The following is a 15,014-nucleotide window of genomic DNA, read 5'->3' as shown; positions in this document are numbered from 1 at the left end:
CCTGCTCACCAGATCGCCTCGGCCAGGGGATCGCAGAGCTCTGGCGCCGGGGCCTGCCCGGCGACGGCGCCGAAACGCCCCTTGTAAAAAATCAGCGGGCGGGCGCCCGGATCGGTGGCGATGTTCCGGACATGGCCCAGGAAAATCGTGTGGTCGCCGGCCCGGATCTCGTTCGCGATGTCACAGGCGTAATGGGCCAGCGCGCCCCGGATCACCGGCAAGCCACCCAGGGTTTCGAAGGGATTGGCCAGTTCCTCGGCGGGACGCCCCGCGAAATGCCAGGCCAACCCTTCCTGCCCCTCGGCCAGGGTGCTGACGCTGAACTGCCCGGCCTCTTGCAACAGCGGCAGGATCCTGGCGCGCTCTCCGATGGATATGGCGATCAGTGGCGGGTCCAGCGAGATCGACATGAAGGCATTGGCCGTCATGCCGTGGTCGCCGTCGGCGTGCCGCGTGGCGATGACGTTGACGCCGGTGCCGAACAGGCCGCAGGCGTCGCGCAACTGGCGGGGGTCAAGCGTGCTCATACCCGCACCTCCCGCGGCGCCGACATGGGGCACAACAGCGTCTCGGCGGCGGCCAGGTCCCCGGCGGCGCGCAGGCCGCGGATGCGGGTGCTGGAGACCACCTCGCCCGCGGCGCAACGCACAGGGGATTGCAGGTCTACGTCGAACCGCTGCGCCAGCAGGGTCACATCCCCGGCCTGTTTGCGACCAAAGCGAAAGTCGCCGCCGACGCGGATCTCCAGCGGGCGGAGCAATGCCAGCCGATCCATGAACGCCGCAGGGGACAGTTCCCGCAGCGCCTCGTCAAAGGGCAGAACGACAAGGTGATCCGGCCCCAGCGCTGTCAATCGCGCCAGTTTCTCGTCCAGCGGGCAAAGCTGGGCGGCGCGTCCGAAAAACACCTTGGGCGGCGGATCGAAGGTGCAGACGACAGAGGCAACCCCCAGCTCCTGCGCCCGCCGCACCGTGCCTGCGATCAACTGTTGATGGCCCGCGTGCACCCCGTCGAAGGCCCCGATGGTGACCACGCTGGCCCCGAGGCGCGGCATCGCGGCGTGACACCGGGTGGTCGGGTTCAGATCGAACATCCTGGTTTCCTCCTCCTGTGCGTCCCTCCCCCGGCACGCACCTTTTTCGCGTTGATCCCACCCTAGCCGCGCCAGCACCGGTCAGGCGATACCCGGCCCGGTATCCGGTGATACCTAGCCGGTCGGCCCCGCGATGCGCAGGCTGTCTGTGCGGCAGGGCACGATCGACGCGCGACCCTGCACAGAACACATCAGGTGCATTTGGAGGAGGAAACGCCATGCCAAGAGATGCGATCGCCGGAGGCGCAACAGAGGTCTTTACCGGACAGGAATTCCTGGAAAGCATCCAGGACAGCCGCGAAATCTACATCTACGGAGAGCGGGTCAGGAACGTCACCGAACACCCGGCCTTCCGCAATTCGGCGCGGATGGTTGCGCGCTGGTACGACACGTTCCATGCCAAGCGGGACATGATCGGCGTCCAGGCCGACAACGGCACCGAAAACGTCACGCACCCCTTCTTTCTGGGGTCCAAGACCAGTGGCGACCTGATCAAGAGCCGCGACGCCATCGCCGAGTTGCAGAAGGTCTCATACGGCTGGATGGGCCGGTCGCCGGACTACAAGGCCGCCTTCCTGGGGACTCTGGGGGCGAATTCCGGTTTTTACGGAGAATACGCCCAGAACGCGCTGAACTGGTATCACAAGACGCAGAACCGCCTGGACTACTGGAACCACGCCATCGTCAACCCGCCCATCGACCGTGACCGCGCCATCGAAGAGGTGCGCGACGTCTTCATGCATGTCGAAAAGGAAACCGACGCGGGCCTGGTGGTCTCGGGCGCCAAGGTGGTGGCCACAGGTTCGGCGCTGACGCATTACAACTTCATCGCGCATTACGGCATCCCGGTGAAGGACAAGGAATTCGCCCTGATCTTCACCGCGCCGATGGATGCCGAAGGCGTCAAGCTGATCGCCCGGTCGTCCTACGAGTTCAACGCCGCCGCCACCGGCTCGCCCTTCGACTACCCGCTGTCCTCGCGGATGGACGAGAACGACTCGATCCTCGTCTTCGACAAGGTGCTGGTGCCCTGGGAGAACGTCTTCGTCTACGGCGACACGGACAAGATCAACAGCTTCTTCCCGGCCTCGGGCTTTGTCCCGCGCTTTACGCTGCACGGTCTGACCCGGCTGTCGGTCAAGCTGGACTTCATCGCCGGGCTGTTCTCGATGGCGGTCGAGGCGACGGGTTCCAAGGATTTCCGCGGCGTGCAGACGGCGGTGGGCGAGGTCCTGGCCTGGCGCAACCTGTTCCACGGCCTCAGCGACGCGATGGTGAAATCGCCGATCCCCTGGGAGGGCACGGACGGGTTCAACCTGCCCAACACCAACGTGGGCCTCGCCTACCGGGTCTTTGCGCCGATGGCCTATGGCCGCATCAAGGAGCTGATCGAACGGCATGTGGCCTCCGGCCTAATCTACCTGCCCTCCTCGGCGGCCGATTTCGAAAGCGACGCGATCCGCCCCTATCTGGACCGTTTCGTGCGCGGGTCGAACGGCTATGCCGCCATCGACCGGGTCAAGCTGCTGAAACTGCTCTGGGACGCGATCGGGACGGAATTCGGCGGACGTCACGAACTCTACGAGCGCAACTATGCCGGCAACTACGAGAACATCCGCATCGAAACCCTGCTGACCGCCACTGCCACGGGCGACCTGGCCAACCTGCAAGGCTTTGTCGCGCAGTGCATGGGAGAATACGACCTCTCCGGCTGGACGGGCAACGATCTCATCAATCCCGATGACATCAACCTTGTCGGGCGCGGTATGACGCAGAGCTTCGGCTGACACATACGGGGTGCGGGCCGCCGCGGCCCGCGCCTACCCCTTTTGCAAGCGTTTCAGGTATTCCTGCGCGAACCACAGGTGATCCGGCACGTCGCCCTCGGGCAGTTCCAGCCCGGTGGTGGCCAGCGCACGCTGCCAGTTCGCCGCAGCGGCGGACATGCCCCCGTCCAGGCCCATGTCCGACAACATGCGTGCCGCCTCGTCCATTTCCGCCCCGCGCCGCACGCCATGCACAAGGCTGCGTTCAAAGTTGTAGGCGGCACGGCTGGGCACGTCGATCTTGGGATGGCCCTCCTTCAACGACGGAAAGACCTCGTCCTCGACCCCTGCGGCCACAGCCGCCAGCACGCATTCCGCCGTCAGCGCCTCCATCCCCTTGACCATGATCGAACGCACCAGCTTGATCGACGAGGCCCGGCCGACCGTGTCCCCCGCGACCTTCACGTTCATCGGCAAGGCCTGCAACAGCGGTGCGACCTCCTGTGCTTCCGGCCCGGCCAGCAGGCAGGGCACCATGTTGCGTTTGGGATAGACCGGCGCCATGACCGCCACGTCCAGATATCGCCCGCCCGCCGCGATCACGGCCCTGGCGGCGCGCGCCTTGGAGGCCGGCGCACAGCTATTCAGGTCGCACCAGAGCGCACCATTCGGCAGGTCAGGCGCATAGGATTCTGCCGCCGCAACTGCCTGGTCGGCGGTCACGGTGCAAAAGACCAGGTCCGCCCCGTCCAGCGCCTCGGCGGCGCTGGCGCAGGCGATCACGCCCAATCGTGCGGCCCGGTCGGCGATCTCCGACGCGGTGTCGGCGGAGGCCGACTTGATGTCATAGGCCCGGACCGACGCCGCCCGCCCGGCGCCCCAGCCTTCGACAAAGGCCGTGGCCGCCTCTCCAAGCCCGATGAAAGCGATACGGTCAGACATGGCGCGCAATGAACTCCGCTGTTCTGTCATGGGCCAGCTCGGCGGCCTCGGGGACATGATCGGCAGGCCGCGCCTCGTTGGCAAAGGCATGGCCGGCGTGCTCGTAGGTAAAGACCTCCATCCCCGGCCAGTAGGCCCGTGCCGCCTCCAGCATCTCGGGCGGAACATGGCTGTCCTCGGTTCCCCAGTGCCCCTGCACCGGCGCCACCAGCGGGGCGGTCTGGTAGGCATCCAGCCGTGTTCCGTAAAAGGACACCGCACAGGCCACGGGCAAGACCTGCGCCGCGCGCAATGCCAGCCCGCCGCCCCAGCAAAAGCCGATCACCGCCACCTTGCCACCGCGCGCTGCCAGCATCGCAATGCTCGCCTCGACGTCCATCATCACCTGCTCCGGGTCCGAGGCCAGCATCAGGTCCCGCCCCCGGGGCGCCTCGGAAAAGGGGATCACCATGCCCTTTGCCTGGCGGTCGAAGAGCGCGGGCACCGCCACGTCATAGCCCTGCGCCGCGTAGCGCGCCGCAACCGCCTTCAGCTGGTCGGTCACGCCAAAGATCTCTTGCAGGACCACGATCCCGCCCTTTCTTTGGCCCTCGGCCTCTGCCAGCCAGCAGTCCAGCACATGGCCGTCCCCGGCCGTCACCTGGGTCATCATGCCCGTCCCTTTCCTGTATGATCGGCGCGCGGAGCCTGCCCGCGCGCCGTCCCTGTCATTGACCGACCGCGATCCCGGCTTCTTCGAAATATTTCAGTGCGCCGGGGTGGTAGGGCACCTCCGAGGCCGGGGCCATCGTCGCGGCATTCGCGCGGGCAAAGGCGCCAAAGCTGGCCTTGAGCGCCTCCTTGCCCTCAACCACGGCCTTGGTCATCTCGTAGACAAGGTCATCGTCCACGTCGCCGTTGGTCAACAGCACCCACGGGATCGCCATCAGGTTGGCGCCGTAGTCCTGCAGCCCGTTGATCTTGTCGTTCTGCGGCAGGGTCACGATGTTGCCCGCCGGCAGGAATTCCTTGAAGGCCGCCTGCCCCGCCTCGGAGTTGTCCAGCGAGATGTAGCAGAGCCCGCCGCGATCCTGCAGCTTGACCGCCGCCTGTTGACCGGCACCGGAATTCAGGCTGACCAGCGCCACGTCGACCAGCTCATCCCCCAGCGCGTTGATGCCGGCCACGAAACTGGCCACCGGCACCTGCTGGAAATCGTCATAGCCGAGGCCCGCATTGGCAAGGCCACCGGCGATGTAGAAGGGGATGATGGTGGACGAGGTATATTCCGACGCGATGCGCAGGTCCCCGGCCTGTTCCTTGAGGTCCGCGACAGAGGTCAGGCCCAGGTCGCAGGGCGCCATGATCGAGGTGGTCAGCGGGAACATCGTGCCCACCAGCCGCATGTTGGGATGGGCGCGGTCATAGTTGCCGGTGCCGGTATAGGCATATTCCGCCTCGACCCCGTTCGAGAACCCGAAGTCCACCTCGCCCGAGTTGATCAGTGGCAGGTAGCCCACCAGCGGCTGGGTCCGGGCGATGATCCCCGCCTCGTTCGCCACCTTGGCCACCGCCTGCCCGGTGTTGTAGGCCAGCGATCCCTGTGCACCGCTGGCCACCGTCACCACCTGTGCCGTCGCCGCCCCGACGCCAAGCGTCAGCGCAAGCGCGCCGCCCAGGATCGTTCCCTTGAGACATGTCATGTCGTTCTCCTCCCTTGATTTGTTTTTTCACCTGCGCGGGCGCGCAGTCTCAGAACCACGGCCAGCACGACCACCGCCAATGCCGCCGGAATGTGCCAGGCCGCCGCCCCGGGCAGGAACCCCAGCGGCAGGGTCACGATCCCCAGCGCCACCAGTCCCAGCCGCAGGACCATCGACAGGCGATTGCCCCAGAACCCAACGATTCCGGCCGTCACCGCGCCGACCCCGACCAGCGCAAGCCCCAGGTTCAGCGCGATCCCGGCCCAGCCGCCCTGCATCAGGATCTCGGGCGTGGCGACAAAGACAAAGGGCAGGATGAAGGCCGCCCAGCCCACCCGCATCGCCGCCAGCCCGGTGCCAAGCGGATCGTCCCTGGTGATCGTCGCGGCGGCAAAGGCCGCCAATGCCACGGGCGGCGTGATCATCGACATCATGCCGAAGTAGAGAATGAACAGATGCGCCGCGATCTGGTCGATCCCCGCCTCCACCAGCGAGGGCGCCACCAGCGCCGCCAGCAGAACATAGACACCGGAGGTCGGCATCCCCATGCCCAGCACGATGCAGATCACCGCCGAGATGCCCAGCAACAGCACGATATTCGCCCCCACCGCATCCACCAGCACCAGGGTCAACGCAAAGCCAAGACCAGTGATGTTCAGGATGCCGATGACAAACCCCGCCGCCGCCACGACCAGGATCAGGTCCACCATGCCGGTTCCGGTCTCGACGAATGTCTTCCCAAGCGTCTTCAGCGTCAGACGCTGGCCGCGATAGCTGCGCAGGAAACTGACGCCAATAATGGCCAGTGCCGAAAGCAGCGCGGAATCCGCCGGGTCCATCCGCAACCAGAACAGGGCACCAAGCAGCACACCAAAGGGAATGACGAAATGCCAGCCCTCGCGCAGGACCTGCCGCACGGTCAGCCCGTCCACGTCCGAGGGCGCGATCCGATCCCGTCCGGCAATCAGGTCCACCTGCAGGAAGACGCTGAAGTAATACAGAGCCGCGGGCAACAGGGCGGCGCCGGCCACGGTGAAATAGGAAATGTCCAGGAACTCGGCCATCAGGAAGGCCGCCGCGCCCATGATCGGCGGCGTCAGCTGTCCCCCGGTCGAGGCCACTGCCTCGATCGCGCCGGCGTCGCGCTTGGTATAGCCGCCGCGCTGCATCAACGGGATGGTCACGACGCCGGTCGTGACGACGTTGGACACCGCAGACCCGGAGATCGAGCCGAAGAGCGCCGAGCCCACGACCGAGATCTTGGCACTGCCCCCGCGCGACCGCCCCGTGGCCGCCATGGCGAGATCGGTGAAAAAGGCCCCGCCCCCGGCGGCGAACAGCAGCTTGCCGAAAAAGACAAACAGCAGCACGATGATCGTCCCCACCGCAAGCGGCGTGGAAAACACAGCGTTCGGATCGAAACCCACGTATTGCACCAGCCGCACCGGCGAAAGCTCCTTGCCGATGAGCCGCCCGGGCACCTTGTCCGCGAACAGGGCGTAGACCAGGAAAACGCCCACGATCCCGAACAGCATCCAGCCCGCGCGGCGCCGCACGCCTTCCATCACCGCGATCACGACGACGGTTCCGACCAGCGTGATTTGCCAGGGCCGGTAGGGCTGTTCCCGCAGCAGCCAGACGAAATCCCAGGCGGCGTACATCAGCACGCCAAAGGCAATCAGGGCGATCCCGCCGTCGATCCAGCCCGTGCGATCCTTTTCCTGTCCGCGAAAGTCGAAATTCAGGTAGGCGATGGTCAGCGCCAGCCCCAGTTGCAGCGCCATGTACTGTTGCGTCAGAATCGCGACGCCCAGCCGTGTGGGCGCCTCGATATTCCACAGGATGCAGGCCACGACCATCGTCGTCGACAGCACCGCCACCAGGGGCGCACGGATGTCCGTTGCAGGCATCATGCCTCTTCCGGCCAGTAAAGCCGCATCGGGTTGTCCACCAGCAAGCGCTGCCGCACGTCTGCCGTGACCGCGATCCGCGGGATCACGTCGACCAGCGCCCCGTCGTCGGGCACATGGCTTTTCATGTTGGGATGCGGCCAGTCGGTGCCCCAGAGCACCCGGTCCGGGAACCTCTCGACCAGCGCCCGGGCAAAGGGCACCACATCGTCATAGGGAGGCCCCGCAACGGTCAGCCGTTCGGGACAAGAGACCTTGACCCAGTACCGCGTATCCTCGGCGAGGAACTCCATGAAGGCGCGAAAACCCACGCCTTCGACGCCCTCGGTGACATCGGGCCGCCCCATGTGATCGACAACGACGATCCCCGGCAGGCGCCGCACCAGCGGCGCCACCTCTGCCAGGTCCTGCCCCTCGAAATAGACGACGATATGCCAGCCCAGCCGCGCGACCTTGGCGGCGATCCGTTCAAAGACCTCGTGTGGTGTCGTGTCGACCAGCCGCTTGACGAAGTTGAACCGCACGCCGCGCACACCGGCCGCGTGCAGCGCCTGCAATTCCGCGTCATCGACGTCGGCGCCCACGATGGCGATACCCCGCGCCAGACCGTCCGATGCCTCCAGCGCGTCGACAAGCGCCGCGTTGTCCTTGCCATGACAGCTGGCCTGCACGATCACGTTGCGCGCGAACCCCAGGAAATCGCGCAGCTCGAACAGCTTTTCCTTGGGCGCATCGCAGGGCGTGTATTTCCGCTCTGGCCCGTAGGGAAACACCGCGCCGGGGCCAAAGACATGACAATGCGCGTCCACGGCCCCCTCGGGCGGGTGATACTCCGGCTGTCTCGGCGACGGGTGAAACGGCAGGTAACCCGGTGTCATCTCGCTCATGCCTCGACCTCCTTGGGAAAGACAATGCCATCCATCAGCTTGCGCGCGGTGCGCAGCACCTCGGCGCGCGTCACCTCGCCGTTTTCCAGATGCCCGACCACCGTCATCTCGCCGGTCGGATGCTCTACCGACAGCGCCTTGGGATGACCCTCGGGCAAGACGGCAAGGTCATGGCCCACGGCACCCTCGGTCAGGCAGGCAGTGGCCACGCTGACAGCCCCCAGCACCCCGATCGCCTTGTGACAGCGATGCGGGATGAAAGTCCGCGTCGCGACCGCACCGCCCGCGCGCGGCGCGCTGACCAGCGTCATCTTGGGCACGGATTTCTCCGCCACGTCGCCGAGGTTCATGATCGGTCCCGCCGCCAGGCGGATCGCCTCCAGCCGTGCGCGCAGGGCCTCGTCCGCCTCCAGCGCCTCCGGCGCCTCGTCACCCGCGATCCCAAGGTCCGAGGCCCGCAGCATGACACAGGGCATGCCGTTGTCGATCAATGTCACCTCGACACCGTCGATGACATCCACCACCCGTCCGCTGGGAAAGAGCGCCCCGCAACTGGACCCGGCGGTATCGCGAAAGGCGATCGGCACCGGCGCCGCCCGCCCCGGAACCCCGTCGATGCGAGCATCCCCCGCATAGGCGACACGTCCGCCCGGCGTCGCCACCCGCGCCACCGCCACCTGGCCGGTGTTCTCCATCCAGATCGTCACCGGTGTTTCCGCGCCCCGCACCGGCACCAGCCCGCGCTCGATGGCGAAAGGCCCGACACCGGCCAGGATATTGCCGCAGTTCTGCGCATCCGTGACCAGCGCCCGATCCACGAAGACCTGCAGGAACAGGTAATCCACGTCGACCCCCTCGCGTTCCGAGGGCCGAACCACGGCCACCTTCGAGGTCAGCGGATCGCTCCCGCCCATGCCGTCGATCTGGCGCGGATCCGGAGAGCCCATGACCCCCAGCAAAACCGCGTCCCGCGCCGCTTCGGCCCGGGGCAGGTCCGAGGCCAGGAAGTACCCGCCCTTCGACGTGCCGCCGCGCATCCACATGACCGGCAGGCCCTCAGACATATTTCAGCCCCTTGTCGGCCAGCCGCCCGCGCATGTCGTAGATGTCCAGCCCCAACTCACCCGCGGCCAACCGCTGCCGCTTGGCCTCTTCCGCGTCCAGCCGCGCCTGCGCCTTTTCCATGACCGCCGCCGCCTCGGCGCGCGGCACGACGCAGACGCCGTCATCGTCGGCCACCACCACGTCGCCGGGGTTCACCAGCGCGCCCGCGCAAACCACCGGCACGTTCACGCTGCCCAGAGTCTCCTTGACCGTGCCCTGGGCCGAAACCGCCGTGGACCAGACGTGAAAGCCCATCTGCCGCAGGTCGCGCGTGTCCCGCACGCCCGCGTCGATCACCAGCGCCCGGCACCCCCGTGACATCGCGCTTGTCGCCAGGAGGTCACCGAAATACCCCATGTCGCAGGGCGCGGTCGGGGCCAGCACCAGAATATCGCCGTCCCGCAACTGCTCGATCGCCACATGCACCATCCAGTTGTCGCCCGGCGGCGCGCTGATCGTCACCGCCGACCCGGCGAGCCCCATGTCCTGCTGAATGGGCCGCATGGCAGATGACATCAGTCCGCGCCGCCCCATCGCCTCGTGTACCGTGGCGACCCCCGCCGCCCCCAACCGCGCGATCAGCTCCGGCTCACACCGCTCGACATTCTGCACAACGACACCCATGATGCGCGCCTCCCTGTTTCTTCTTGGTCAAAATACCCCAAACGGGGCGCAGCCCCGACCTACCGTTCGACAGGCGGCGTGCCATGCGTGTGGAAGCTCTCGATGGTCTTCAGCCCCCAGGCCTGGCCCTTCTTGCGGTCCGCCTCGGTCCAGACCACCGGCTCCCAGTCGGGGGCCAGCATCAGCCGCGCGCCGGCATTGGCCAGTTCGATCCGGTTGCCCGCCGGTTCCCAGGCATAAAGGAAGAAGGACCCCTGGATCGCGTGTTTGTGGGGGCCGGTCTCGATGTGGACGCCATTTTCCAGGTAGATGTCGGCGGCGCGCAAGATGTCCTCACGCTGGTCGGTGGCGTAAGTCACATGATGCAGACGCTTCTGCCCGCCGCCCCGTTCCTCGGAACAGACAAGATCGTAGGTCTTGTTGTTGCAGGTGAACCAGCAACCGCCCATCCGCCCGTTGTCCAGCTGGATCAGTTCCGTCACCCGGTGGCCGAGGCAGGTTCCGACAAAGCGGCGGAACTCGGACACGTCCTCACCCAGAAGGTTCACATGGTCGATCCGCCGGGGCGAGATCCCCTGCGCGTGAAACCGGCTGGAGAGGTTCTTGAGCGCCGAGGCATCCTCGGGCGGGGCCCGATATTTCACCGTCTCCCAGTAGAGCTCGAAGACATGGCCGAAGGGGTCCTCGAAACGGAAAGACGGCCCGTGGCCCATGTCGCCCTCTGTCCAGCCCAGCTCCTTGTAGTCAGAGGCCTCGACGGCCGCGACCCGGCGCGCCAGCGCCTCGGGCGAGGAACAGCGATAGGCCACGTGGCCCACGCCGGTCGTCTCATGCGCGGTGAGTTTCATCGAGTGGAACTCGTAATCGTCCCAGGCGCGCAGGTAGGCACTGTTCCCCTCGCGCCCCGAAAGCTTCAACCCGAAGACCCGCGTGAAGAAATCCAGGCTCTCGTCGAACCTGTCGGTGTAGATCTCGACATGGCCAAGGTGCGCGATGTCGAAGTTGGGATTGGTTGGACCTATCATGACCGCCTCACAGCTCATCCACGGTGCGGGGAAAGATCGACTGGAAACCTTCCGCATACTGGCAGTCGCGCCCGCCGGACTGGCCGCCCGAGTTGCGCTTGAAATGGTTGGCACGTTGCTGTGCGACGCGGGTGTAATAGTCCCAGAGGTGGACCTGGCCCTGCATGGCTTCCATAGCCGCGCGCTTCTTCTCCCAGACCGGCGTGATGTCGAGGAAGACATCCGGCTTCCATCCCATCTGCTCTGTCTGGTGCGGTTCGAAGAGGTATAGCTGCGGCGCGCCCAGCACCTTTTCGCCCGGATTGTGCCCCCATGCCTGCGCCACCATGCGCGCTTCCAGCGCGATCTGGGTCATGTACATGTGGTCGGTGTTGTAGGGATCGTATTGCGAATGGCTCATCATGAAGTTCGGCTGAACCTTGCGGATCAGGTCCACCAGCGCGAACTTGTCCTCACGCTCGAGGTGCAAGGGATAATCGCCAAGATCGTAGCAGACCAGGTCATGCGCCCCCAGCGCTTCGGCCGCCGCCTCGGCCTCGCCCCGGCGGATGTCCTTGACCTCCTGCAGGCTCTTCCCTTCTTTCCAGAGCCGCGCACTTTCACCCCTTTCCCCGAAGGACAGGCAGGCCACAGTCACCTCGTATCCCATCTCTGCATGCAGGGCGATCGCGCCACCACACCGCCAGACGAAATCCGCCGCATGGGCCGAAATCACCAGCGCCGTCTTGTTCCCGCTCATGCCGTCTGTTCCTCCTCCGCTTGTGGCGCACAGTCTGCTCTCTTTGACGGCAAACGGCCAATTCGAAAGGCGCGGAGGGCATGAATTCTTGCTATAGCGATTTAGCGTGGAAAGGTCAGAACTTGGCGCCCCAGCGCGGGTGCTGATCGTCGATCACCAGCGCGTGGGAATGTTCCCGGCGGCCCTGCAGGTGGGGGTGATCCAGCGGCAGGTTGTCATGCCGGTGCGGCACCTCCACCGGATCGCCCCCGGGCCAGAGCCGCAGCGACGCGACCAGCCCGACCGCCCCCAGAACCGCCAGCCCGATGAGCGCCGGCACCGTGCCAAGGGCGGTCATCAGCCACCCCGACAAGGGATAGGTCAGCAGCCAGCAGGCATGGCTGAGCGGGAATAACGCGGCAAAGACCGCCGGACGGTCCTCGGGATGGGCGGACCGTTTCAACAGCCGCCCCGAGGGCGTCAGCACCGCCGAGTAGCCCAGCCAGACCGCCGCCAGCAGCGCCGAGGCGGCAAAGCCTGCGACCGTGCCAAGGAACAGCATGTTGTAGCTCATCACCGCCCGCAGCAGCGCGGCCAGCGTGGGCGAGACGATGTTTTCCTGGTCGTAGGCCAGCCGCGACAGGGACAAGGCACGGGTATAGCGCGCCTCTTCGGGCAGCACGTCCGGGATCGTGGCCTGGAAGGTCGGGGTAAAGGCGGTCGAGGCCGATTGCAGGACAAAAACCAGCGCGTAGATCTGCCAAGTCTCGGTCACGAAGGGCAGGCACAGCGCCACCGCCGCGCGCAGCGTGTCCAGGCCAACCAGCAGCGCCCGCCGGTTCACCCGGTCGGCAAAGGCCCCTGCCACCGGCGCGATCCCGACATAGGCCACCATCTTGATGGTAAAGATCGTGCCCAGCACCATGCCCGCGCTGGCGCCCGCCAGGTCAAAGGCCAACAGCCCCAGCGCCACGGTTGCCAGCCCCGTCCCCAATAGGGCGACGACTTGCGCCACGAAGAGATGCCGGTAGGTTCGGTCTGTCAGGATGTCCAGCATGGGGTCTCGCTCCGCGCTTCTGCCCAAATGGCCAGCACGTCACACTGCGCCCATGCAAGAGAGGGCCGCTGCCCCTTGCGGCGATCCCGCCCGTCAAAAAGACTGGCCGGAGCAACGAGAGAGGGACATGCCTCGCATCCTTCAGATCACCGATCCCCATGTCCTGACCGCCGGCTCACTGGCCTATGGTGTTGTCGACACCGGCGCGGCGCTGGAACGTACGGTTGCGGGCATCCGCACCGCCCTGCCTCGCATCGGCCCCATCGACCTGGTCGTCGTCACCGGGGACGTGGTGGACAACGGCACGGCAGCGCAATACGCGCGGTTCATCGAGATCATGGCCCCACTGGGCCTGCCGCTACGTGCGGTGCCCGGCAATCACGACGCGCGGGACCTGATGCGCAATGCCTTCGCCAGCACCGACTGGATGCCGCGGACCGGCGCGATCCGCTGGCGGTATGACCTTGGCGGCGCTTGCGTGATCGGGCTGGACACGCTGGTGCCGGGCGCACCGCATGGTGCACTGGGGCCCGAGACGCTGGATTGGCTGGCCAATGAACTGGCGCAAGCGGGCCATGTGCCGCTGATTGTCGCCATGCACCACCCGCCGATCCCCACCGGCATCGTGCAGATGGATCGCCAGGGGCTGCAAGCGCCCGAGGCCTTGCAGGCCATCCTGGAACGGCACCCCGGCCCCGTTCGCATCATCGCGGGTCATGTGCATCGGCTGGTCATGGGGAGCCTGGGTACGGTGCCCGTCATCACCGGCCCGGGCACCTCGCACGCCGTCACGCTGGACCTGCGCCCTGCGCGGTCGGCGACCTTCGACATGGAACCCGGCGGCGTGCTGATCCACGACGCCGGACCCGAGGGCATCCGCAGTCATCTCTTGCCGCTGGGCGACTGGTCCGGCCCGCATCCCTTTGCTGGCTGAGGTCAGCTGAGACCAGTGCGGGCGGCCCCTGCCAGACGGTGACGGTGTCGCCACATGACAACCTCGGCCAGGATCGACAGCGCGATCTCACCGGGTTCAACCGCGCCGATGTCCAGCCCGGCGGGGGCCTTGAGCCGGCCGGCCCGTTCGCCGCACATCCCCTCTTCCAGCAGGCGTTTGCGCAGCACGGCCGCCTTTCGGCGCGAAGCCACCATCGTCACGTTGCCCGTCGCGCTCTCCAGGGCCTCCAGGTCGGCCCCCTCGAAGCGCAGGCAGGTGCTGTCGAACGGCACCTCCTCCCGCAGGGCGATCCGGTAACCGGCCAGCGCCCCATGCGCCGCGACGGACCGCGCGATGGGCGTGTCGCCAAGGATGCAGAGCATCGGTGCATGCGCATAGGATTCGATCAGCAGTTCGACGGTCCCGCCCGAGGGGCACGCGCATTTGTAGACCCGCGTGCCATCCGCGTCGCGCAAGGCGACGACCTTGTCCTACGGCTTGACCCGGATCAACCGGAGGCTGCTCTGGGCCAGCGCCTCAACCGCGGCCTTTTGCACCGCCCACGTCACGCAGGCGCCGCCCAGGTGGCCGATCAGCTCAACTGTCTCGGTCACTGCCGCCGTAGCGGCAGGCCGGGCCGAAGTGACCTCTGCGGTGCGTACGACGGCCGCCGCGCAGAATGGGCGGCCCCTTGCCCGCAGGTCCGCGATCCTGTCGAAACCGTCCATCTCCTGCTCCCTCAAAGCCTTCCCAGCTCCTGTTCCAGCGCCGCGATGGTATTGGCGGGCAGCGGCGTCAGCCAGACGATCCGCCGCGTCCGCCGCCGCAACCGCGCCAGCTCCTCGGCCACCGCCTCTGGCGGGCCGGTGCAATAACGGTCGCTGAGGATCAGCACGGCTGTCCGGCCATTCAGCGCCCGCGCAGCATAGCCCCGATTGAAGGTGCGCAGCGCCCCGCCGATGACGGTGCCGCCGCCAAAGCCCTCGACCATGAGGCTGAGCCGCCCGGCCGCGCGCAGCATGTCCCGGTCGCGCAGCGCATCGGTGATCCGCATCAGTCGGGGGTGAAACAGGTAGGCGTCCCCATGCAGGTCGGCGCCGATCAGCCGACCCGTCCTGTCCTGCGCCGGATGTCCCGACATCAGCACCCTGTCGCCGCGCACCGTGATAAGAGAGAACGGCAAGTGCAGCCCTTTCGGCAGCTTGACCGGCGCGGGCAGCGTCAACCCCAGGTCTGCAAGCCTGTCTTCAGGTGTCATCCCGTATCGCCCCC

Annotated in this window: 17 protein-coding genes; 2 read left to right on the top strand and 15 right to left on the bottom strand. The window is 66.7% G+C overall.

Features of this window, described 5'->3' with window-relative positions:
• Positions 1–5 precede the first annotated feature (5 nt).
• On the bottom strand, positions 6–527 hold the full coding sequence (locus tag G9Q80_RS07150) for a flavin reductase family protein (protein WP_043145124.1): 522 nt from the start codon (positions 525–527) through the stop codon (positions 6–8).
• Positions 524–1,093: an FAD synthetase family protein gene (locus tag G9Q80_RS07145; protein WP_088713890.1), complete on the bottom strand. Its 570-nt coding sequence runs from the start codon at positions 1,091–1,093 to the stop codon at positions 524–526. The genes G9Q80_RS07150 and G9Q80_RS07145 overlap by 4 nt, the downstream gene beginning before the upstream one ends.
• Before the next feature lie 218 nt (positions 1,094–1,311).
• Here G9Q80_RS07145 and G9Q80_RS07140 point away from each other — a divergent pair, with 218 nt between their 5' ends.
• A complete protein-coding gene (locus G9Q80_RS07140; RefSeq protein ID WP_088668594.1) occupies positions 1,312–2,880 on the top strand; it encodes a 4-hydroxyphenylacetate 3-hydroxylase N-terminal domain-containing protein in 1,569 nt (522 codons plus the stop codon).
• 33 nt (positions 2,881–2,913) lie between these two features.
• On the opposite strand, the gene G9Q80_RS07135 is transcribed toward G9Q80_RS07140, so the two are convergent.
• The 10 genes from G9Q80_RS07135 to G9Q80_RS07090 form a co-directional block, all read right to left on the bottom strand.
• On the bottom strand, positions 2,914–3,801 hold the full coding sequence (locus tag G9Q80_RS07135) for an NAD(P)-dependent oxidoreductase (RefSeq protein ID WP_168246438.1): 888 nt from the start codon (positions 3,799–3,801) through the stop codon (positions 2,914–2,916).
• Complete coding sequence (locus G9Q80_RS07130; RefSeq protein ID WP_088713892.1) at positions 3,794–4,453, bottom strand: dienelactone hydrolase family protein; 660 nt, start codon at positions 4,451–4,453, stop codon at positions 3,794–3,796. Before G9Q80_RS07130 ends, G9Q80_RS07135 begins: the two co-directional genes overlap by 8 nt.
• Positions 4,454–4,508: 55 nt before the next feature.
• A complete protein-coding gene (locus G9Q80_RS07125) occupies positions 4,509–5,483 on the bottom strand; it encodes a TAXI family TRAP transporter solute-binding subunit (RefSeq protein ID WP_088713893.1) in 975 nt (324 codons plus the stop codon).
• Complete coding sequence (locus G9Q80_RS07120; RefSeq protein ID WP_088713894.1) at positions 5,480–7,396, bottom strand: TRAP transporter permease; 1,917 nt, start codon at positions 7,394–7,396, stop codon at positions 5,480–5,482. Before G9Q80_RS07120 ends, G9Q80_RS07125 begins: the two co-directional genes overlap by 4 nt.
• Positions 7,393–8,280, bottom strand: a complete 888-nt coding sequence (locus G9Q80_RS07115; protein ID WP_232788123.1) for an amidohydrolase family protein — start codon at positions 8,278–8,280, stop codon at positions 7,393–7,395. The genes G9Q80_RS07120 and G9Q80_RS07115 overlap by 4 nt, the downstream gene beginning before the upstream one ends.
• Positions 8,277–9,344 (bottom strand): 4-oxalomesaconate tautomerase, encoded by a 1,068-nt coding sequence (locus tag G9Q80_RS07110; RefSeq protein ID WP_088713895.1) that lies wholly within the window; start codon positions 9,342–9,344, stop codon positions 8,277–8,279. The genes G9Q80_RS07115 and G9Q80_RS07110 overlap by 4 nt, the downstream gene beginning before the upstream one ends.
• Entirely contained in the window at positions 9,337–10,008 is a 672-nt protein-coding gene (locus tag G9Q80_RS07105; RefSeq protein ID WP_184757077.1) for a 4-carboxy-4-hydroxy-2-oxoadipate aldolase/oxaloacetate decarboxylase, read from the bottom strand. The genes G9Q80_RS07110 and G9Q80_RS07105 overlap by 8 nt, the downstream gene beginning before the upstream one ends.
• A gap of 59 nt (positions 10,009–10,067) precedes the next feature.
• A complete protein-coding gene (locus tag G9Q80_RS07100) occupies positions 10,068–11,033 on the bottom strand; it encodes a VOC family protein (RefSeq protein WP_088714148.1) in 966 nt (321 codons plus the stop codon).
• A gap of 7 nt (positions 11,034–11,040) precedes the next feature.
• Positions 11,041–11,772: a PIG-L deacetylase family protein gene (locus G9Q80_RS07095; RefSeq protein WP_043145135.1), complete on the bottom strand. Its 732-nt coding sequence runs from the start codon at positions 11,770–11,772 to the stop codon at positions 11,041–11,043.
• A 115-nt stretch (positions 11,773–11,887) separates the two neighbouring features.
• Entirely contained in the window at positions 11,888–12,808 is a 921-nt protein-coding gene (locus G9Q80_RS07090) for an MFS transporter (RefSeq protein ID WP_088713897.1), read from the bottom strand.
• 127 nt (positions 12,809–12,935) lie between these two features.
• Here G9Q80_RS07090 and G9Q80_RS07085 point away from each other — a divergent pair, with 127 nt between their 5' ends.
• Positions 12,936–13,742 carry a phosphodiesterase gene (locus G9Q80_RS07085; RefSeq protein WP_157903764.1) on the top strand — a complete coding sequence of 269 codons (807 nt, stop codon included), beginning with the start codon at positions 12,936–12,938 and terminating at the stop codon, positions 13,740–13,742.
• A 2-nt stretch (positions 13,743–13,744) separates the two neighbouring features.
• Here the strand turns inward: G9Q80_RS07085 and G9Q80_RS07080 are convergent, their stop codons facing one another.
• From G9Q80_RS07080 to G9Q80_RS07075, 3 genes are read right to left on the bottom strand one after another with little or no spacing between them, the layout of a single operon-like run.
• Entirely contained in the window at positions 13,745–14,218 is a 474-nt protein-coding gene (locus tag G9Q80_RS07080; RefSeq protein WP_232788124.1) for an XdhC family protein, read from the bottom strand.
• A gap of 15 nt (positions 14,219–14,233) precedes the next feature.
• Positions 14,234–14,470, bottom strand: coding sequence for an XdhC family protein (locus G9Q80_RS28125; protein WP_232788125.1), 237 nt, complete (start codon positions 14,468–14,470; stop codon positions 14,234–14,236).
• 11 nt (positions 14,471–14,481) lie between these two features.
• Positions 14,482–15,000: a VWA domain-containing protein gene (locus tag G9Q80_RS07075; protein WP_232788126.1), complete on the bottom strand. Its 519-nt coding sequence runs from the start codon at positions 14,998–15,000 to the stop codon at positions 14,482–14,484.
• Positions 15,001–15,014 lie beyond the last annotated feature (14 nt).

The sequence above is a fragment of the Mameliella sp. LZ-28 genome (assembly GCF_012274245.1).
In the GTDB taxonomy this organism is placed as follows: Bacteria; Pseudomonadota; Alphaproteobacteria; order Rhodobacterales; family Rhodobacteraceae; genus Antarctobacter; species Antarctobacter albus.
This window is presented reverse-complemented; position numbering and strand designations above follow the sequence as displayed.